20 protein-coding genes and 1 riboswitch are annotated in these 18,987 nt (G+C 71.3%); of the genes, 11 read left to right on the top strand and 9 right to left on the bottom strand.

From position 1 onward, the window contains the following. Nucleotides 1-53: 53 nt before the first annotated feature. Nucleotides 54-998 (bottom strand): glucosyl-3-phosphoglycerate synthase, encoded by a 945-nt coding sequence (locus tag AB0I06_RS18425; RefSeq protein WP_363119860.1) that lies wholly within the window; start codon nucleotides 996-998, stop codon nucleotides 54-56. A gap of 156 nt (nucleotides 999-1,154) precedes the next feature. Beyond that, a riboswitch (SAM riboswitch) is annotated at nucleotides 1,155-1,310 on the top strand. A gap of 15 nt (nucleotides 1,311-1,325) precedes the next feature. Between AB0I06_RS18425 and thrC the strand changes: the two genes are divergently transcribed. From thrC to AB0I06_RS18395, 6 genes are all read left to right on the top strand, one after another. Continuing rightward, nucleotides 1,326-2,612, top strand: coding sequence for a threonine synthase (thrC, locus tag AB0I06_RS18420; protein WP_363119859.1), 1,287 nt, complete (start codon nucleotides 1,326-1,328; stop codon nucleotides 2,610-2,612). Between the two features lie 126 nt (nucleotides 2,613-2,738). Further along, nucleotides 2,739-3,014, top strand: coding sequence for a MoaD/ThiS family protein (locus AB0I06_RS18415; protein WP_003991133.1), 276 nt, complete (start codon nucleotides 2,739-2,741; stop codon nucleotides 3,012-3,014). Nucleotides 3,015-3,460: 446 nt separating this feature from the next. Continuing rightward, complete coding sequence (locus AB0I06_RS18410) at nucleotides 3,461-3,664, top strand: cold-shock protein (protein WP_010035953.1); 204 nt, start codon at nucleotides 3,461-3,463, stop codon at nucleotides 3,662-3,664. Nucleotides 3,665-3,996: 332 nt separating this feature from the next. After that, nucleotides 3,997-5,619, top strand: a complete 1,623-nt coding sequence (groL, locus tag AB0I06_RS18405; protein ID WP_363119858.1) for a chaperonin GroEL — start codon at nucleotides 3,997-3,999, stop codon at nucleotides 5,617-5,619. Between the two features lie 228 nt (nucleotides 5,620-5,847). Further along, nucleotides 5,848-6,972: an NADH:flavin oxidoreductase gene (locus tag AB0I06_RS18400; RefSeq protein ID WP_363119857.1), complete on the top strand. Its 1,125-nt coding sequence runs from the start codon at nucleotides 5,848-5,850 to the stop codon at nucleotides 6,970-6,972. 92 nt (nucleotides 6,973-7,064) lie between these two features. Continuing rightward, complete coding sequence (locus AB0I06_RS18395) at nucleotides 7,065-8,621, top strand: carboxylesterase family protein (RefSeq protein WP_363119856.1); 1,557 nt, start codon at nucleotides 7,065-7,067, stop codon at nucleotides 8,619-8,621. 3 nt (nucleotides 8,622-8,624) lie between these two features. Here the strand turns inward: AB0I06_RS18395 and AB0I06_RS18390 are convergent, their stop codons facing one another. The 4 genes from AB0I06_RS18390 to AB0I06_RS18375 all read right to left on the bottom strand — a co-directional run bounded on the left by AB0I06_RS18390 (nucleotide 8,625) and on the right by AB0I06_RS18375 (nucleotide 11,273). Further along, complete coding sequence (locus AB0I06_RS18390) at nucleotides 8,625-9,194, bottom strand: hypothetical protein (RefSeq protein ID WP_363119855.1); 570 nt, start codon at nucleotides 9,192-9,194, stop codon at nucleotides 8,625-8,627. A gap of 13 nt (nucleotides 9,195-9,207) precedes the next feature. Beyond that, the gene (locus tag AB0I06_RS18385) at nucleotides 9,208-10,011 is read right to left on the bottom strand and encodes a hypothetical protein (RefSeq protein WP_363119998.1); all 804 of its coding nucleotides are present in this window, start codon (nucleotides 10,009-10,011) and stop codon (nucleotides 9,208-9,210) included. A gap of 247 nt (nucleotides 10,012-10,258) precedes the next feature. After that, entirely contained in the window at nucleotides 10,259-10,450 is a 192-nt protein-coding gene (locus tag AB0I06_RS18380) for a DUF397 domain-containing protein (protein WP_363119854.1), read from the bottom strand. Next, a complete protein-coding gene (locus tag AB0I06_RS18375) occupies nucleotides 10,434-11,273 on the bottom strand; it encodes a helix-turn-helix transcriptional regulator (protein ID WP_363119853.1) in 840 nt (279 codons plus the stop codon). Before AB0I06_RS18375 ends, AB0I06_RS18380 begins: the two co-directional genes overlap by 17 nt. Before the next feature lie 114 nt (nucleotides 11,274-11,387). Between AB0I06_RS18375 and AB0I06_RS18370 the strand changes: the two genes are divergently transcribed. The 3 genes from AB0I06_RS18370 to AB0I06_RS18360 all read left to right on the top strand — a co-directional run bounded on the left by AB0I06_RS18370 (nucleotide 11,388) and on the right by AB0I06_RS18360 (nucleotide 14,545). Next, nucleotides 11,388-11,633, top strand: a complete 246-nt coding sequence (locus AB0I06_RS18370) for a hypothetical protein (protein ID WP_363119852.1) — start codon at nucleotides 11,388-11,390, stop codon at nucleotides 11,631-11,633. A gap of 135 nt (nucleotides 11,634-11,768) precedes the next feature. After that, a complete protein-coding gene (locus tag AB0I06_RS18365; RefSeq protein WP_363119851.1) occupies nucleotides 11,769-13,799 on the top strand; it encodes a hypothetical protein in 2,031 nt (676 codons plus the stop codon). A gap of 104 nt (nucleotides 13,800-13,903) precedes the next feature. Further along, nucleotides 13,904-14,545: a hypothetical protein gene (locus tag AB0I06_RS18360; RefSeq protein ID WP_363119850.1), complete on the top strand. Its 642-nt coding sequence runs from the start codon at nucleotides 13,904-13,906 to the stop codon at nucleotides 14,543-14,545. Nucleotides 14,546-14,597: 52 nt separating this feature from the next. Here AB0I06_RS18360 and murQ read toward each other — a convergent pair whose 3' ends face one another. Next, nucleotides 14,598-15,530 (bottom strand): N-acetylmuramic acid 6-phosphate etherase, encoded by a 933-nt coding sequence (gene murQ / locus AB0I06_RS18355; RefSeq protein ID WP_363119849.1) that lies wholly within the window; start codon nucleotides 15,528-15,530, stop codon nucleotides 14,598-14,600. A 45-nt stretch (nucleotides 15,531-15,575) separates the two neighbouring features. Further along, nucleotides 15,576-16,511: a MurR/RpiR family transcriptional regulator gene (locus tag AB0I06_RS18350; protein WP_363119848.1), complete on the bottom strand. Its 936-nt coding sequence runs from the start codon at nucleotides 16,509-16,511 to the stop codon at nucleotides 15,576-15,578. 55 nt (nucleotides 16,512-16,566) lie between these two features. Between AB0I06_RS18350 and AB0I06_RS18345 the strand changes: the two genes are divergently transcribed. Both AB0I06_RS18345 and AB0I06_RS18340 read left to right on the top strand, forming a co-directional pair. After that, nucleotides 16,567-16,950, top strand: coding sequence for a hypothetical protein (locus tag AB0I06_RS18345; protein WP_363119847.1), 384 nt, complete (start codon nucleotides 16,567-16,569; stop codon nucleotides 16,948-16,950). 7 nt (nucleotides 16,951-16,957) lie between these two features. Further along, nucleotides 16,958-17,245 (top strand): DUF4031 domain-containing protein, encoded by a 288-nt coding sequence (locus AB0I06_RS18340; RefSeq protein ID WP_363119846.1) that lies wholly within the window; start codon nucleotides 16,958-16,960, stop codon nucleotides 17,243-17,245. Here AB0I06_RS18340 and AB0I06_RS18335 read toward each other — a convergent pair. Together AB0I06_RS18335 and AB0I06_RS18330 are read right to left on the bottom strand one after the other, a co-directional pair. Then, nucleotides 17,215-18,270, bottom strand: a complete 1,056-nt coding sequence (locus tag AB0I06_RS18335) for a GNAT family N-acetyltransferase (RefSeq protein WP_363119997.1) — start codon at nucleotides 18,268-18,270, stop codon at nucleotides 17,215-17,217. The genes AB0I06_RS18340 and AB0I06_RS18335 overlap by 31 nt on opposite strands. A gap of 34 nt (nucleotides 18,271-18,304) precedes the next feature. Next, on the bottom strand, nucleotides 18,305-18,967 hold the full coding sequence (locus AB0I06_RS18330) for a hypothetical protein (RefSeq protein ID WP_363119845.1): 663 nt from the start codon (nucleotides 18,965-18,967) through the stop codon (nucleotides 18,305-18,307). Nucleotides 18,968-18,987: the final 20 nt, after the last annotated feature.

The raw sequence follows: 18,987 nt of genomic DNA, 5'->3' as shown, positions 1-18,987 counted from the left end.
CCCGGAAACGCTCAAACGTACGGATCTTCCGGGCCCGGCCGAAAACGGCCCGGTCAGGCCGCACTGCGCGCCCGGTACTCGGCGATCTCCACCATGGGCGGACGCTCCTCGGTGTCCACGGAGTAGGTGCGCGGCGCGAAGCCGTCCCGGCTCCGCTCGAACTGCGTCAGGGACGGCCGGATCAGATGCCCGCGGGCCAGCCGCAGCTGGGCCGTGCGGTAGATCGCGGCGGCCATCCGGCCCAGCGCCTGCCCGTCCTGGTGCCGGTGCTTGCGCACCCCCACGTCCACCTGGGCGAGGGCGTCCAGGCCCGCCAGGTGCAGGGCGTCGACCAGCATGCCCAGCTCCACGCCGTAGCCGACGGGGAAGGGCAGCTGCTCCAGCAGGGAGCGGCGGGCCGCGTACTCGCCGCCGAGCGGCTGCACGAAGCCGGCCAGCTGCGGCCAGTGCATGTTGAGCAACGGGCGCGCCATCAGCTCGGTGACCCGGCCGCCCTGCCCGGAGGCGCCGTCCAGCGGACGGTCGTACATGGCCTTCACCAGGGCCACGTCCGGCTCGGTGAGCAGCGGGCCGACGATCCCGGAGACGAAGTCGGACGAGAAGTCCCTCAGGTCCGCGTCGACGAAGCAGACGACGTCCCCGCGGGTGACCAGCAGCGAGCGCCACAGCACCTCGCCCTTGCCGGGCACGGCGGGCAGGCGCGGGAGTATCGCGTCCCGGTGCACCACCCGCGCGCCCGCGGCGGCGGCCACCTCGGACGTGCGGTCGGTGGAGCCCGAGTCGACGACCACCAGCTCGTCGACGAGCGGGACCTGCCGCATCAGGTCATGGCGGATGACGGCGACGATGTCACCGACCGTCGCCTCCTCGTTGAGCGCGGGCAGCACCACGCTGACCGTCTGGCCCGTGCGCTGCTTGGCGGCCAGGATCTGGTGGAGCGGACGATCGTTCGCGGACCAGGAACGGGTGCTCAGCCAGCGCTCGACTTCTTCCAGCACCGTGGCGGCTCCTCTGCGTACTCTCGGCGGGACGGGTTGTGATCCATCTCGCGGTTCGGACGGCTATCTCAACTGTCCTGGTCGTCGGTTACAGTCTTGAACAACGCGGATGACCATCGCATGTCCGGGGGTCACCCGCCGCCTACAACCACATACAGCTCATCCAGAGGGGCAGAGGGAAACGGCCCGATGAAGCCCCGGCAACCCTCCAGTCGGTACTCGTAGGTCACTGTCGACCGCGTCGCGAGGCTCCCGGCTAGGGAAGGTGCCAAATCCGTCTCACGGCGAAACGCGTCGTGAGGAAGATGAGGAAGGGCCTCGCCTCACATGGCTGTGCAGACTGTTGCAAGCACCACTGACTCCACCGTAGACCTCGGTCCCGCCGCCGCGCTGAGCTGCCGCGAGTGCGGTCACCGCGTGCCCCTCGGCCCGGTCTTCGCCTGCGAGGAGTGTTTCGGCCCGCTGGAGATCGCCTACGACTTCTCGGCCTACGACACCGAAGAGCTCCGCAAGCGCATCGAAGCGGGTCCCGCGAACATCTGGCGCTACGCCCCGCTGCTGCCGGTCCCGGCCGACGTGGCGGACAAGCCGAACATCAACCCGGGCTGGACCAAGCTCGTCAAGGCCGACAACCTCGCCCGCGCGCTGGGCGTCGACGCCGGCAAGCTCTTCGTCAAGGACGACTCCGGCAACCCGACGCACTCCTTCAAGGACCGGGTCGTCGCCCAGGCCCTGGAGGCCGCCCGCGCCTTCGGCTTCACCACCCTCTCCTGCTCCTCCACCGGCAACCTCGCCGGTGCGGTGGGCGCCGCCGCGGCCCGCGCCGGCTTCCGCTCCTGCGTGTTCATCCCGCACGACCTGGAGCAGGGCAAGGTCGTCATGGCGGCGGTCTACGGCGGCGAGCTCGTGGGCATCGAGGGCAACTACGACGACGTGAACCGCTTCTGCTCCGAGCTGATCGGCGACCCGGCCGGCGAGGGCTGGGGCTTCGTCAACGTCAACCTGCGGCCGTACTACGCCGAGGGCTCCAAGACGCTGGCGTACGAGATCTGCGAGCAGCTCGGCTGGCAGCTGCCGGACCAGCTCGTGGTGCCGATCGCCTCCGGCTCGCAGCTGACGAAGATCGACAAGGGGCTCCAGGAGCTGATCAAGCTCGGTCTGGTCGAGGACAAGCCGTACAAGATCTTCGGCGCGCAGGCGCTCGGCTGTTCGCCGGTGTCCACGGCGTTCAAGGCCGGGCACGACGTGGTGCGCCCGCAGAAGCCGGACACCATCGCCAAGTCCCTGGCCATCGGCAATCCGGCGGACGGGCCCTACGTGCTGGACATCGCGCGGCGGACCGGTGGTGCGGTGGAGGACGTGGACGACGAGCAGGTCGTCGAGGCGATCAAGCTGCTCGCGCGGACCGAGGGGATCTTCGCGGAGACCGCCGGTGGGGTGACGGTGGGTGTCACCAAGAAGCTGATCGAGAGCGGGCTGCTGGATCCGTCGAAGACGACGGTGGTGCTCAACACCGGGGACGGTCTCAAGACGCTGGACGCGGTGGCGGGGACGGGGCTGACCGCGACCATTCGTCCCAGCCTGGAGTCGTTCCGGGAAGCGGGCCTCGTCTGACCGTCGTTCGCTGCGGGCCGGTGGGGGCCGGTCGCGCCCACGCGGCGGAGCCGCAGATCGAGACAGCCCCGCGCCCCTGAGGGCGCGCCCCAGCCGTAGCTCACAAAGAACCGGAGGACATGTCCGATGAGCGTCACCGTCCGCATCCCCACCATCCTGCGTACCTACACCGGCGGGCAGGCCGAGGTCGCCGCCGAGGGGGCGAACCTCGGTGAGGTCATCGCCGATCTGGAGAAGAACCACACCGGGATCGCCGCCCGCGTGCTGGACGACCAGGGCAAGCTGCGCCGGTTCGTCAACGTCTACGTGAACGACGACGACGTGCGGTTCGAGCAGGGGCTGGAGACGGCCACGCCCGACGGTGCCGGAGTGTCGATCATTCCCGCCGTCGCCGGCGGCTGAACCGGTCGGACGGCCCGATTATTACCTTCGGTAACGGCCGTCACCCAGAGTTCATCGAATTGCCCCTTCCGTGAGAGAAGCGGAAGGGGCAATTCTGTGTGGTTGAGCGGGGTACAGTTGGGGAACGCGATCCCGATCCCTTGATCGGAATCCTGAATTCCTGCCGCGAGCCCGACAAGATGTAGCCAAAGTGTGCGCGTCTTTCGCGGCTTTTGTTCTTTTTGTGTGGCCCGACTTGACCCGAATTCGGGCGAATTCTCCCTACATTCCGGATCCTGCGCGTCCGGAATTCTCGTCCGATTGACCTGTTGCAGACGGCAGTTGGACAGATACATTCAGCCGCGGTCGACGCGTTCCGGCGCACGCCCCCAACCGTGGGGGGTGAGGTCTGACCCGGATCCGCGAAGTGTGGATCTGTGCAAGGGCCAGTAATAGGGGAGTTAGGCATGGCTCAGGGCACCGTCAAGTGGTTCAACGCGGAGAAGGGGTACGGCTTCATCGCGGTCGACGGTGGTGCGGATGTTTTCGTCCACTACAGCGCGATTCAGATGGACGGCTACCGCACCCTTGAAGAGGGCCAGCGGGTCGAGTTCGAGATCTCGCAGGGTCAGAAGGGACCGCAGGCCGACATGGTTCGCGTCTCTGCCTGAACGCGCACCACGACCACCGCTCAAGCGACCGGTCTTCTCAGAAGGGCCCGTACCCCCCGGGGTGCGGGCCCTTCGGCCTGTTCGCACGCCCTGTCGGTCCCTGTTCGCGGGTGGCTGACGCCCCGGCCCAGTCCCCGGGAGGCGCTTGCACTCGCAGGGGTCGAGTGCTAATCATTGCGTTAGCACTCTGAAGGTGAGAGTGACAACGTAAGGACCGGGTCGGTGAGGCCCACGGACCGGATGGGGCAAGGAACCAACCGGTCGGGGCCGTCCGTCGCGGGCGCGGGCGCGGTCCGAAGTAATCACCCCCAGTCCTGGAGGGACCACTTCACATGGCCAAGATCATCGCGTTCGACGAGGAGGCGCGGCGCGGCCTCGAGCGCGGCATGAACCAGCTCGCGGACGCCGTCAAGGTGACGCTCGGCCCCAAGGGCCGCAACGTCGTCCTCGAGAAGAAGTGGGGCGCGCCCACGATCACCAACGATGGTGTCTCCATCGCCAAGGAGATCGAGCTCGAGGACCCGTACGAGAAGATCGGCGCCGAGCTGGTCAAGGAAGTCGCCAAGAAGACGGACGACGTCGCCGGTGACGGTACGACCACCGCGACCGTGCTCGCCCAGGCCCTGGTCAAGGAGGGTCTGCGCAACGTAGCCGCCGGCGCCAACCCGATGGCCCTCAAGCGGGGCATCGAGCGTGCCGTCGAGGCCGTCTCCGCCGCCCTGCTGGAGCAGGCGAAGGACGTCGAGACCAAGGAGCAGATCGCCTCCACGGCCTCCATCTCCGCCGCCGACACCCAGATCGGCGAGCTCATCGCCGAGGCGATGGACAAGGTCGGCAAGGAAGGCGTCATCACCGTCGAGGAGTCCCAGACCTTCGGTCTTGAGCTGGAGCTCACCGAGGGTATGCGCTTCGACAAGGGCTACATCTCGGCGTACTTCGCCACCGACATGGAGCGTATGGAGGCCGTCCTCGACGACCCGTACATCCTGATCGCGAACTCCAAGATCTCCAACGTCAAGGACCTGCTCCCGCTCCTGGAGAAGGTCATGCAGTCGGGCAAGCCGCTGCTGATCATCGCCGAGGACGTCGAGGGCGAGGCTCTGTCGACGCTGGTCGTCAACAAGATCCGCGGCACCTTCAAGTCCGTCGCCGTCAAGGCCCCGGGCTTCGGCGACCGCCGCAAGGCCATGCTGCAGGACATCGGCATCCTCACCGGCGGCGAGGTGATCTCCGAGGAGGTCGGCCTCAAGCTGGAGAACGCCACGATCGACCTCCTGGGCAAGGCCCGCAAGGTCGTCATCACCAAGGACGAGACCACCATCGTCGACGGTGCCGGCTCCGCCGACCAGGTCCAGGGTCGCGTGAACCAGATCCGCGCCGAGATCGAGAACAGCGACTCGGACTACGACCGCGAGAAGCTCCAGGAGCGCCTGGCGAAGCTCGCCGGCGGTGTCGCGGTCATCAAGGCCGGTGCCGCCACCGAGGTGGAGCTCAAGGAGCGCAAGCACCGCATCGAGGACGCCGTGCGCAACGCCAAGGCGGCCGTCGAGGAGGGCATCGTCGCCGGTGGTGGCGTGGCCCTGCTCCAGGCCTCCTCGGTCTTCGAGAAGCTGGACCTCGAGGGTGACGAGCAGACCGGCGCCAACGCCGTGAAGCTGGCCCTGGAGGCCCCGCTCAAGCAGATCGCCGTCAACGGTGGCCTCGAGGGTGGCGTCATCGTCGAGAAGGTGCGCAACCTGCCCGTCGGTCACGGCCTGAACGCCGCGACCGGTGAGTACGTCGACATGATCGCCGAGGGCATCATCGACCCGGCGAAGGTGACGCGCTCCGCGCTCCAGAACGCCGCGTCGATCGCCGCGCTGTTCCTCACCACCGAGGCCGTCATCGCCGACAAGCCGGAGAAGGCCGCCGCGCCGGCCGGCGGCGGCATGCCGGGCGGTGACATGGACTTCTGATCGACCTGAAGGTTGATCAACGTCCTGACGAGGGCGGTACTCCCTGTTCCGACAGGGGGTGCCGCCCTCGGGCGTGTCCGGGGTGCGGCCCCTGTGGCGTGTCCGGGATGCGGCCGGTGATGTGACCGGGGTCATGCCGGGGGCGGGATGGCCGCGCGGCGCGGGGTGGTTGACGCCTGTGTCCTATGCGTATGCACATACCGTCCGGTACCCCCAAGGGAGCCCCACGTGACCGTCGCCGCCTCCGCTTCCCGCGCCGCCGCCATCCTGTCCCGGCCCGTATCGCTGGGCGGTCTGACCGTCCCGAACCGGATCGCGATGGCGCCGATGACCCGCATGTTCTCCCCGGGCGGCGTGCCCGGCGAGGACGTCGTCTCGTACTACGCGCGCCGCGCCGCCGCCGGGGTCGGCCTGATCGTCACCGAGGGCACCTACGTCGGCCACGAGTCGGCCGGGCAGAGCGACCGTGTGCCGCGGTTCCACGGCGAGGAGCAGCTCGCGGGCTGGGCGAAGGTCGCCGACGCGGTGCACGCCGCCGGCGGCACGATCGTGCCGCAGCTGTGGCACATCGGCATGGTCCGCAACCAGGGCGAGCCGCCCGTCGCCGACGCCCCCGCCGTCGGCCCCTCCGGCCTGCGCATCGGTGCGACGGAGCCCACCGGCAAGGCCATGACGCAGGCCGACATCGACGCCGTCATCGGCGCGTTCGCCGAGGCCGCGGCCGCGGCCGAGCGCATCGGCTTCGACGGTGTGGAGATCCACGGCGCCCACGGCTACCTGCTGGACCAGTTCCTCTGGGAGGGCACCAACCGCCGCACCGACGCCTACGGCGGCGACCGGGTCGCCCGCGCCAAGTTCTCGGAGGAGATCGTCGCGGCCGTCCGCGAGGCCGTCTCCGCCGACTTCCCCATCATCTTCCGCTACTCCCAGTGGAAGCAGGAGGCCTACGACGCCCGCCTCGCCGAGACCCCCGAGGAGCTGGAGTCCATCCTGACCCCGCTCGCGGCGGCCGGTGTCGACGCCTTCCACGCCTCCACCCGCCGCTACTGGGCCCCCGAGTTCGACGACTCGGACCTCAACCTGGCCGGCTGGACCAAGAAGCTCACCGGCAAGCCCGCCATCACCGTCGGCTCGGTCGGCCTCACCGGCGACTTCATCAAGGCCTTCCAGGGCGAGGGCGCCGAAGTGGGCGACCTCGACAACCTCCTGGACCGCTTCGAGCGCGACGAGTTCGACATGGTCGCCGTCGGCCGCGCCCTGCTCCAGGACCCCGAGTGGGCCCGCAAGGTGCTCGACGGCCGCTTCGAGGACCTGGCGCCGTACGACCCGGCGGCGCTGAAGACCCTCAGCTGACCCGCCTCCTCACGGGGTGCCTGGATCTGCTTGCGCCGGTCGAGGAGACTGACCGGACGCTTGTTCGCCAGCCCCCGTGAGGAGATTCCCAGATGACGACGACCGACTCCCGCCCCTCGGCGGACGGCCCGTCCGAGCAGCCCGGCCCGGTGGTGCGCACCACCGCCGGAGCGGTACGCGGACGGAGGGAAGAAGGCCTCGCCGTCTTCCGTGGCATCCCCTTCGCCGCACCCCCGGTGGGCGAGGCCCGCTTCCAGGCGCCGCGCCCCGCCCCCGCCTGGGACGGCATACGCGAGGCGTACGCCTTCGGCCCGCCGCCCCCGCAGGATCTCGGCCTCATGGGCGGCCCGGGTCTGATCGACGTGCCCCAGGGCGACGACTGGCTCACGGTCAACGTCTGGACCCCCGAGCCCGACCCGGACGCGCGCCGCCCGGTGATGGTGTGGATCTACGGCGGCGCCTACAAGCTCGGCCACTCCGGCAGCCCCGGCTACGACGCCCGGCGCATCGCGGCCGACGGCGACCTCGTCGTCGTGTCCCTCAACTACCGGGTCGGCATGGAGGGTTTCGCGCACATCGAGGGCGCGCCCGCCAACCGCGGACTGCTCGACCAGGTGGCCGCGCTGGAGTGGGTGCGGGAGAACATCGAGTCCTTCGGCGGTGACCCCGCGCGGGTGACGGTCTTCGGCGAGTCGGCCGGGGCCGGTTCCATCGCCTCCCTGCTCGCCATGCCGCGCGCGGCCGGACTGTTCCGGCGGGCGATCGCGCAGAGCGTGCCGGGCACGTTCTTCTCCGACGCCCTGGCCCGGGACATCGGCATGGCCCTCGCCGCGGAGCTGGGCCTGCGTCCCACGGTCGCCGACCTGGCGACGATCGCCCCGCGCAAGCTGACCTCGGCGGGCGAGACGCTCGGCCCGAAGATGCCCCAGCACATCGACCGCTGGGGCCAGGCGGCACCGACGGTCACACCGTTCTCGCCGGTCGTGGACGGCGAGGTGCTGCCGGCCACGCCCTGGCAGGCGCTGGCGGCCGGTTCGGCGAGGGACGTCGACCTCCTCGTCGGCCACAACCGCGACGAGTACCGCCTCTTCATCGCCATGGCGGGCCGGCTGGGACGGATCACCGACGAGCAGGCCGCCTCGGCCCTGCGTCTGTTCGCCCCCGGACCCGACGGCGAACAGGCCTACCGCGCGGCCTTCCCGGAGGCCTCCCCCTCGGAGCTCTACGAACGCGTCCAGACGGACTGGCTGTTCAGCATGCCCTCCCTGCACCTGGCCGAGGCGCAGCGCGCGGGCGGCGGCAGCACGCACCTCTACGAACTGACCTGGCCGGCCCCGGGCAACGGCGGCGCGCTCGGCGCCTGCCACGGCCTGGACATCCCGCTGCTGTTCGGCACGTACGGGGCGGATCTGGGGCTGCTGCTGTTCGCGGGCGCGGAGCCGTCCGCCGAGGCGCTCTCGCTGTCCTCCCGCTTCCGCGCGTCCTGGACGTCCTTCGCGAGGTCGGGGGACCCGGGCTGGCCGGCGTACGACGACGCGGAGCGGCTGGTGCGGGTGCTGGACGCCGAGCCGGTGGTCACGGCCTATCCGGAGGAGCGGTCGCGGCGGCTGTGGGAGGGGTATGAGTTCCTGCCCCTGCCACTGCTGTAGGGCCTACAGGTTGCCCATCGGCTCGATGTCGATCCGCAGGGGCGTCCCCCACACCCGCAGCACCTCGTAGTCGGTGAACTCGTGCACCAGCCGGTACGCCATGGCGGCCCGGGGCGCTTTGCGCTGAGCGGCGATGAACAGCTCCGCCTCGCGGCGGTCCCGGCGCGGGGTGCCGCACAGCTGCCAGGTCTGGCCGTTCCACAGCTCCGCCAGCCAGCGCTGCTGGGGCTGCGGGCGGTCGCCGCGGACGCCGTAGCGGGACTGGACGGGTTCGGTGGGCTGGTGCTGGGGCGCGGGCCCGTTGAACTCGTTGCGGCGGGCGGCCCTGCGGCGCGTCTCGCACAGCAGGCACCGGTCGGGGGCGCTCTCGTCGACCGGGCCGGTGGGGTGCTCGGGGCAGCGCGTGGTCGGGGCCGCGGTGCTGACGCTGTCCTCCAGCAGGTCCAGGGCACGCTTCAGGTCGGCCTTGACCTCGTGCAGCTTGGCGTCCGGGGTGTCGGAGCCGAGGGCTTCCCCGTGCTCACCGAGAAGACGGAGGGCACGGCCTAGAGCGGTGAGCTGGGCGTGGTTCATGGGTCCATTGTCGTCAGTCGGCGTAGTCGTGGCGTCGTCGGGACATCGCCGCGCGGATCCCGGCCGCGTGGGCGTGGACCGTGGGGGCGGACACGGGTGCGGGTGGTTGTGCGGGGGTGCGTTCGCCCCGGCAGGCGCTGCAACGCCCCCCTGGCAGGGTTTCCGGTCGTCCCGGGGCGCCGCAGTTCGCGCACTCCAGGACCCGTAGGGGTGGGCGTGGGGCGGGTGGGGGCGGGAGTTTTCCGGTCAGGCGGTTGCGGACCAGGGCCGCGGCGTGGTGGACGGGCGTCGGCAGGCCGGCGGTGAGGGCACGCAGTACGTCGTCCTCCGAGGCGCCCCGCTCGAACCAGGCCGTCACGAGTGGGGCGAGGTCCGCGCAGTCGCTCTGGGAGAGGGACAGGACGGGGGCTGTGCGGCCGAGGGCGGCCAGGAGGATGTGGGCGCGGGAGCGAGTGGGGCGTGCTGCCTGCCGCGGTACGTCGCCGCGGGTGAAGGCGGTCCACCAGTCGTCATCCCGGGCGGCGCGCGACCACCACGAACGGGTGATCCATCGGGAGCTGCCGTCGTCGGCCGTGATGCACTCCCGACCACGCCGTAGATGCCCTGCCTGCTGGATGCGGTTGAGGGCGGTGCCCAGGGCGCACTGTCCGTAGGGGAGCTGTTTGGCCAGCGTCTTCACGGAGATGTCGGCGCCGTCGGGGAGCCGGTCCAGGTAGGCGGCGATGGCGGCTTCGCGGGGTGGGAGGTGGGCGAAGTCGTGCTTTGTGCGCGGGGGTTGGCCGGGGGTCGTGCGTTTGCCGTAGCCGGGGTTGGCCATGGGGTGCGCGGACGGGATGGCGGCACTAAAGTTGGCGTCAGCCATGGGATCGCTGTCCGATCTCGATGGTTAAGCCCCCGCAGGTGTTGGCGCACCGGGCGGGGGCTGTTGCTTGTCCAGGAACGTTAGAGGCAGGTGACTGTCCGTGGCAAGCCGAACGCGTCAAGTCAACACGCGGGGTGGGAGGGCGGGTTGAGGCCCTCCACCCGTTCCTTGAAAAGAGAGCTCGAAGCCCGGGTCCCGAAGCTCAGGCCGTCTCGTCCTTGAGGTTCTCGACGAAAGCGGACCAGGCGGCGGCCCGGAACACGAGCTTCGGGCCGTGGGGGGTCTTCGAGTCGCGGACGGGGATGACATCGGGGAGTGCCTGGGTGACTTCCAGGCAGTTGTCGCCGCTCCCGCCGCTGTAGCTGGACTTGTACCACTCAGGCATTTTCCTCATGGTCGTAATCCTGCGTCATTGCCTCGAGCAGGGCCAGAGACTCCTTGGGCGAGAGTGCGGAGGCCGCGAGGAACTCGTAGTAGAAGCGGTACTCCGCAACGATGGCGGGATCGTCGTCCAGTCGCCCGGTGCCCACGCCTTCCAGGTACGCCAACGGAGGCGCGTCGGCGAAGTCCATCAGCTTGACGCACCCTTGCATGGCAGGGTGCGCCCCCGCATCGAACGGCAGCACCTGCACGATGGACCGGCTGCGGCGGGCCAGGTCGGTGATGTGTCGCAGAGCTTCGGCCATGACATCCGGCCCACCTGTCACCCGGCGCAACGCCGACTCGTCAATCACGGCCCACAACAAGGGCTTTGTTGGATCGTCGAGGATGTGGGTCCGTTCCATGCGGGCGGCCACCCTCTTCTCGATCTCCTCGTCCGGCGCCGTCGGCTGATACGCGCGGCACACTGCCCGGGTGTAGGCGGGGGTCTGGAGCAGGCCGGGGATCAGCATCGATGCGAACTCCCTGATGGCCGTGGCCCGGGCTTCCGCCTCTGCCGCCTCCGCAAAATGGTCCGGATACTTCGACTTCGCCGCCGCCCCACAGTTCCGTGAGAAGAAGTCCCCCGTCCCCAACTCCCCATCCAGCAAACGGGCGTACTCCGCCTGCAACCTCCGCGTCCCCGCCTCCAACTGCCCGATGAACGACCCGCTCACGAACAGCCGTTGACCCAAGTCCTCCTGGCTGAGGCCGGCCTTCTCGCGGGCGTGGCGGAGCTCGGCGCCCAGGAGGGCCCGAGGGGAGGAGGACGGGTCGAGGTCCCTGGAACCGGGCATGGGCGACTCCCTGTCGTACAGATCGGGCTGTTGGACCGCCGTATCTGGCCAGGCTAGAGAGGAGTCGGACACGCTGTGTGGTGAACTGCAAACACAGCGTGGAGGTAGGAAACGGTGCGTTCGACCGAAGAGATCGTGCAATCGCTGCGGGACGCCCTCGCCGGAGTCGGGGTCGTGCTGCCGTCGCTGGGCGTCGACCCGGTGACCGGCGCGAGCGACGAGCCGTTCGCGCTGGTCGATCTGGGGCGGTGCAACGTACGGACGGCCGAGCATCTCACCGACGTACTGCGCTCGCTGCCCGCGGGGGAGGCGCTGCGGGCGCGCGTGCGGCAGGTCAACCGGGAGATGAAGTCACGGTGAAGTAATAGCCAACGGTTGATGTACAACCATTCGCCCTCCACCACCGTCGAACAGGCGTATCGCGCATACACCGGCGTTCGCCCCACCGCACGCCACTCCGGAAATCACATCCTTTCCCCAGAGGAATCCTGTCTTATGACGTTCCGTTGGCTGTGCGGTGTCCTGCGTGTGCGCGGGAAGACCGATCTTCTCCTCGTGCTCCTGTTCGCCGCCGGCTTCGCCGCCCTCCCCGTGTTCGCGCTGCTCCCATCGCTGTGGGGGTTCGTGGCCGCCTCGGCCGTGACGTACGCCGCGGACGAGGTCCTGCACACCCGTGCTCCCGCCTTCGTGCGGCGGCTGGCCGCGCTCCAGCTGACCCGCACGATGCGGTTCGCCGTGCGGACGGTGATGCTGCTCGCGCTGGCCGAGCGGATGGACGCGCCGGAGGCCGTGCTGGTGGCCGGACTGGCCGTGTTCGCCGCCCACTTCACCCTGGTGATCCTGTACACGGCGGTGCACCATGCCATCCGGCGGCGGCGCACGCTGCCGGTCGTGGTGCGCAACCTCGACATGAGCGGGGCGGGCATCCCGCAGTCGCCCCCCGCTCTGCTGTACCGGCGCTTCCTGCGCAAGCTGCTGCACCTGGACCTGCCGGCCCATGCCGGGCTGATCGCCGCGCTGGCGGCCGGGACGTGGCAGCCCGCGGGCATCGGCTTCGCCCTCACCGCCGGGCTGACGGTCGCGGCCGTCCTGGCGCTGCTCGGGCAGTTGCGCCGGGCCCGCCGGATGCCGTCGGGGGACGAGGTCATCGCCGAGGTCAACCGCCAACTGGCCGGGTACCGGCCGGAGGTGGCGCTGTACTTCAGTTTCGCGTCCGTGTCCCGGGACTTCATGTACCAGGTCAACATGTGGATCGAGACCCTGGAGCAGCTCGACCGGCGGCCGCTGATCATCCTCAGGGAGCGGGCCTCGTTCCGCTACCTCGGTCGTACGTCGATCCCGGTCGTGTGCGTCCCGAAGGCCGACGACGTGGCGCAGTTGGAGCTGCCCGAGCTGCGGGTCGTGCTCTACCCGGGCAACGCGGGCAAGAACGTGCACATGCTGCGCGTCGCCGAGGCCAAGCACGTCTTCATCGGGCACGGCGACAGCGACAAACTCGCCAGCAGCAACCGCGTGAGCAAGGTGTACGACGAGATCTGGGTGGCCGGGCGGGCCGGGCGCGACCGCTACCAGCGGGTGCGGCACGCCATCAGCGACTCGGCGATCGTCGAGGTCGGCCGCCCGCAGCTGTCGTCGATCCGGCTGCACACCGACCACGTGCCGGGGGCGCTGCCGACCGTGCTGTACGCCCCGACCTGGGAGGGCTGGAGCGACGACGACTGCCACACGTCGCTGATCCCGATGGGCGTGACGCTGATCGAGAAGCTGCTCGCCGAGAACGTCCGGGTCCTCTACAAGCCGCATCCCCTCACCGGCAAGCGCTCGCGCGCGGCGGCCGAGGCGGACCGGGCGATCCGGGAGCTGCTGCGCGCCGACGACGAGCGGCGGGGCGCCCAGGAGGCCGAGGCCGCGATCGCCGCCGCCCGGCCGCGGCTCACGGAGATCCAGGCCCGGCTCGGCGAACTGTCCGGGCGGCTCGCCGGTGACGACGCCCAGCAGACCCGCGAGGCCCGCCCGGCCGGCCAGGACGGGGAGGCCGAGTGGCACGAGCTGCGCGCCGAGTGGCACCGGCTGTTCTGGCAGAGCCGGGGCCCGCTCGGGCACCAGGTGATCGTCAAGCAACTGCCCACGCTGTACGAGTGCTTCAACCAGGCCGACATCCTCGTCAGCGATGTGTCGTCCGTGGTCGCGGACTTCGTGGCGAGCCTCAAGCCGTACGTGCTGACGAATGCGAACGACCTTCCGGACGAGGAGTTCCGGGCGGCCTACACCACGGCCGGTGGCGCCTATCTGCTGGACCGGGACTGCACCCGGCTGCCCGAGATCCTCGACGCGGTGCGCGCACCGGGCCGCGACCCGATGGCACCCGAGCGCCGGGTGCTGAAGGAGTACGTCCTGGGCCCGGACCGCCCCACCTCCATGGAACGCTTCAACGCGGCCGTCAACGCGCTGGCCGAGAAGGCGACGGCGGAGCACGCCGAGCGCCTCGGCGAGGGGCGGGGGGCGGTCGCCGAGCTCATCGCCTGAGCAGGGCCGGGAACGCCGCCCCCGCCAGTGAGTCGATGCCTCGCGCCCGTTGGATATCGTGACGGGCGCAATCGAACGGGCGAACTGGCAGGGGGATCGCGGACATGGGCGCGTCCGGGACGGCTGTGGCCGCCGACGGGACCGGTGGGGCCGAGACCTCGCGGGCGGGGCTGCCCGGCGGGCGCAGGGCGGCAGGTTCCGTGCTGTGGGCGCTGCTGGTGCCCGGCCTGCTGCTGCTCGGTTCCGCGCTCGGGCAGTGGGTGACCTGGCTCGGGGTCGTCGTCGTCCTGGCGGTCATCGCGGTCGCCGCCTGGCGCGTCGGCGGTGTCTGGCGCCGGGCCGGGGCGGCGACGCTCGTCTCCTTCGGCGGGTTCGCGCTGATGCTGTTCGCCGGGCCCGCTGTGTACGAGGCGTACATGACGACGGTGGGACAGCCCGTCGACGCCGTGGTGACCCGGGTGGCCGACCGGGACCAGCGGCGCGGACCGGACCTGTTCTGCACGGTCCGGGAGCTCGGCGGGGACCGCAGGACGTACGAGGTGTCCCAGCGGGAGAACTGCTTCGGCCAGGCCGGGCCCGGCGACCGCGTCGAGATCCGCGAGGATCCGCTCGGGCTGCTCGACCCGAGGCTGCCCGACAGCCCCGACCAGCGCAACACCACGGAGATCACTCTCGCCGCCACCGCGGCACTGACCGTGCTCGTCGCCGCAGGCACGCTGTACGGCGGTCTGCGCCGCCGGGGGTGAGCCCGGGTCGCCCCCGCCGGGCCGGGGAGCCGGTGCCGCCGGGGCGGGGGAGTCAGCCGGCTGCCGCCAGGGCCGCCCGCAGGTGGCCGTCGGATGCCGCCAGGAGCTTGGCCGCCGTCGGGCCGTCCACGCCGGCCAGGATGGTCAGGATCGCGTGCTTCACCTCGCCGTCCGTCGCGGTGAGGGCCTCCTCGATCTCCTTGTCCTGTGCGCCGGTGGCGAGGGCCACGATGCGGTGGGAGCGGGCGCGCAGCTTGTCGTTCGAGGCGCGGACGTCGACCATCAGGTTCCCGTACGTCTTGCCCAGCCGGATCATCGTGATCGTCGAGAGCATGTTCAGGACGAGCTTCTGGGCCGTGCCGGCCTTCAGCCGGGTGGAACCGGTGAGGAGTTCGGGGCCCACGACGATCTCGATGCCGTGGTCGGCGGCGGCCGCGAGCGGACTGCCGGGGTTGCAGGCGAGGCCGACGGTGAGGGAGCCGCGGGCGCGGGCGTGCTCCACCGCGCCGATGGCGTACGGGGTGCGGCCGGAGGCGGAGATGCCGACCACCGTGTCGTCGGGGGTGAGGGCGAGGCGCTCCAGGTCCGCCCGGGCCAGCTCCCGGGAGTCCTCCGCGCCCTCGACCGAGGTGATCAGGGCGTCCGGGCCGCCCGCGATCAGGCCGACGACCCGGGAGGGGTCGGTGTTGAAGGTGGGCGGGCACTCGGAGGCGTCCAGGACGCCCAACCGGCCCGCCGTGCCCGCACCGGCGTAGACCAGGCGGCCACCGCGCGCCATCCGGTCCGCGACGGCGTCGATCGCGGCGGCGATCAGGGGCAGCCGGGCCGCGACCGCCGCGGCCACGGTGGCGTCCTCGCCGTTCATCAGCCGCGCGATGTCCAGGGTGGGCAGCCGGTCGATGTCCGCGAGGTCCGGCCGGAAGGCCTCGGTGGTCAGGGACTCCAGCTCGGTCCTGAGGTCACGGGGGTCGGAGGTGGAGGTCATGAACGGCTCTTTCCGTGTCTTTCCGGGCGGGGCGGGGCGGCTGCCTCAGGAACGGTGCCGGTGGGCCAGCGCCTCGTACGACGCCGAGAGCGCCGGCGCCGCCGTCTCGTACGTCCGCTGCGCCACCCCCACGAACAGGCAGTCCACCACGAGGAGCTGGCCGGTGCGGGACGACATGGCCGCCGGACGCAGCTCGCTCTCGCGGGCGGTGGACGTCGTCAGGACGTGGTCGGCGTACTGCGTCACCGGGCCGTCGGGGCGGCCGGTGATCGCCACCGTCGTCGCCCCGCGTTCGAAGGCGGCCCGCAGCGGCTCGATGACGTCCCCGGTCGACCCGGAGTGCGTGATGGCGACGGCGACATCGCCCGCGCGCAGCTGCACGGCGTTGGTGACGGCGAGGTGCGGGTCGCTGTGGGCGTGCGCCATCAGCCCTATGCGCAGCAGCTTCTGTGTGAGGTCCTGGGCGACCAGGCCGGACGCGCCGACGCCGTACACATCGGTGCGGCGGGCCGTGGTCAGCGCGGTGACGGCCGCGCCCAGCTGGACGGTGTCGAGGCCGGCGGCCGTGTCGGCGAGGGTCTGCTGCTCGTCGTAGGCGAGCTTGGCGACCACGTCGGCGATCGGGTCGTCCACCGCGATGTCCGTGGTGATGGCCGGGGCGCGGCCCGACTGCTGCTGGGCGGCGAGGCCGGCCAGGGCCAGGCGCAGGTCCCGGTAACCCGGATAGCCCAGCAGGCGGGCGGTGCGTACGACGGTCGCCTCGCTGGTGCCGGTGAGTTCGGCGAGGCCGGTGACCGTGAGGGCCGCGCAGCCGGCCGGGTCGCCCGCGACGGCCTCGGCGACACGCTGCATGGAACGCGTCATCGACGGGCCCAGGGTGCGGACCTTGGCCGCGAGGGCGGCCGGGGCGGGCGGGGCGCCGCTCGCCCCCGGGGGGCCGCCACGCTCACGGGCGAAAATTTCCTTCACGTCTCGGGTCACGCTTGAAAGATATTTTCGGCGCGGCGTTCGGGTCAAGAGTGCGCACAATGGGTGCATGGATCCCATCAGCCCCCTGGAGCAGGCGCTGCACGCCGCACGCGCCCTCGTGCTGGCCGACCTCGTCGCGGGACGCGTCGCCGACGCGGACGTCGTCTCCCTGGTCGAGGAGTCCGTCAAGCAGCGGCGTTGGTGGGTCGAGCAGTGGCCCGAGGGCGCGCGGTACGTGGCCGGCCTGGTCGCGCAGGACGTGCAGGACGCCCTGCTGGAGCGGTACGGCCGCTGGCCGCTGTGTCCGGTCTGCGGCACCGGCGGGCCGCACGCGCTGGACGTGGAACCGGAGTTGGGACCCGACCCGCACTGGGTGTGCGGCGAGGCGGGTGTGAAGGTCGCCGCCGTGGGGTCGCTGGGCGAGGCCCTCGGCGGTCCGGCGTCCTCGTGAGGCCCTGGTGACGATCTACATCGACCCGCCGACCTGGCCCGGCCACGGCCGCCTGTGGTCCCACCTCGTCAGTGACGTCTCCTACGACGAACTGCACGCCTTCGCCGAGCGCCTCGGCGTGCCACGCCGCGCGTTCGAGCGCGACCACTACGACATCCCCGACGGGCGGTACGCCGACGCGGTGCGGGCCGGGGCCGTGGAGGTCAGCAGCCGCGAGGTGGTCCGGCTGCTGCACGCGGCGGGGCTGCGGCGGCCCAAGGGGCGTTATCCCTCGCGGGGTTCGCGCAGCTCGTAGGTCAGCAGCTCGGGGTCCTCGGCGACCTGGGTGAACCCGGCCCGCGCGAGCACGTTCTGCGACGGCAGATTGTCCCGCTCGACGTTCGCGACCACGGTCCGCGCCTCGTCCCGGCCCAGCGCCCAGGACGACAGCGCCCGCAGCGCCTCGGTGGCGTAACCGTGACCACGGGCGCCCTCGACCAGGTCGTAGCCGATCTCGACCCGGCCCGTGTCGTCCGGGACGCTGTGGAACCCCATGGCGCCGATCGCGCGGCCGTCCTCGCGCCGGACCAGCGCGTACATGCCCCACTCGGGCCGGTGGACGCCGTCCTCGTACTGCTTGTACACCAGTCCGGCACCGACCCGGGTGCCCTCGGCCGGACCGCCCTCGATCCACGCGAAGCCGCCGTCCCCGACCGTGGACAGATCGGTGGCCGCCGCCGGTGTGACGCCCTGGAGGGTGAGCCGCTCGGTGCCGATCACGAGGTTGTTGTTCCACCGCCATCCGGTGACGGGCGGGCGTCCGGGCAGCTCGGCACGGCCGGTGGCCCACAGCAGGGTCGACCACGGGGTGGGTCCCGGCTGGACGTGCGGGAAGATCCGGGCGAGCACGAAGTCGCACAGCTCGGGCGCCGGTTCGTAACTCAGGCCGAGCCCCTCGGCGATGTCGTGCGTGTGCAGCAGCACCTCGGTGACGCCCATGGCGGCGAACCCCTCACGGTTCGCGCTGCGGAAGGGGTAGGGGTGGAAGGCCCGCACCTCGCGCGGGGCGGTGCGGACCGCGGCGGCCAGCAGGGCGCCCATCGTGCTGATCACCCGCAGCGCGCCCGCGTTGTCGGTCCCCTCCTCCAGCGACATCTCGAACGGCGAGTACCCGTCCTGCTCCCGCCCCGCGAGCTGCCCCGCGTACGCGATGAGGTCCTCGGCGATGTGCACCGCGGTCTCCCGGCAGCTCCACTCCAGCCGCCCGGCCCGCGCCCCTTCCCAGTCCCGCTCGACGACCGCCCCCAACAGCCCCACACACTCGGCGACCGCCTGCTCCACCTGTTCCGCACCCGTTGTCCGCATGGTGGGCAGGCTACGAGGCGTCGTGGGGTGCGGGCGACAGCATTTCCAGCTCGGCGGCGAGGTTGTGGCGGGCCGTCGCCTCCCACTCGGCGGCGCCGTACGGCGTCCTGAACAGGCGGGGCAGAGCCAGCAGTTGCCGCAGGACCGCGGAGCGGCCCTCGCGGAAGGCGTCGTTGGGGACGAAGTGGTACTCCTCGCGCACCGCGGTCGTGTACGCCGCGTACGCCGAGGGGGGCGAGGCGAGGATCGCGAGGTCGGCGTCGCACAGGACCTGCCCGTCGGGGTCGTCGTCGGCCGGGTCGTGCGTGACCGTGAGGCGGACCAGGCGGGCCACTTCGGCCGTCTTCGCCTCGGGAACACCGGCTTCCGGCAGGGCGCGTTCGGCCAGGCGGGCCGAGCGCTCCTCGTTCTCGGAGCGGTCGGGAAGGTAGACCGCGTCGTGGAACCAGGCGGCCAGCCGGACCACGTCCGGGTCGTGCGCGTACCGCTCCAGTTCGTCGACGCGGTCGAGGACCGCGGTGAGGTGCCCGGCCGTGTGGTAGCGGCGCTGGGGTTCCTGCCAGCGGGCGAGCAGGTTGTCGGCGTACGGCGCCGGGTCCGGTCCGCCGGCCGGGCCCCGGGCCGCCTCCAGGGTGCGGGCGAAACGGGTGCGCAGGGAGTCGAGATCGGCCATGGGGGCATTCTCCCGCCGAG

The sequence above is a fragment of the Streptomyces sp. NPDC050674 genome, assembly GCF_040654575.1.
Taxonomy (GTDB): domain Bacteria; phylum Actinomycetota; class Actinomycetes; order Streptomycetales; family Streptomycetaceae; genus Streptomyces.
Note: the sequence above shows the minus strand (reverse complement) of the source record. Positions and strands in the feature narration are given on the sequence as shown.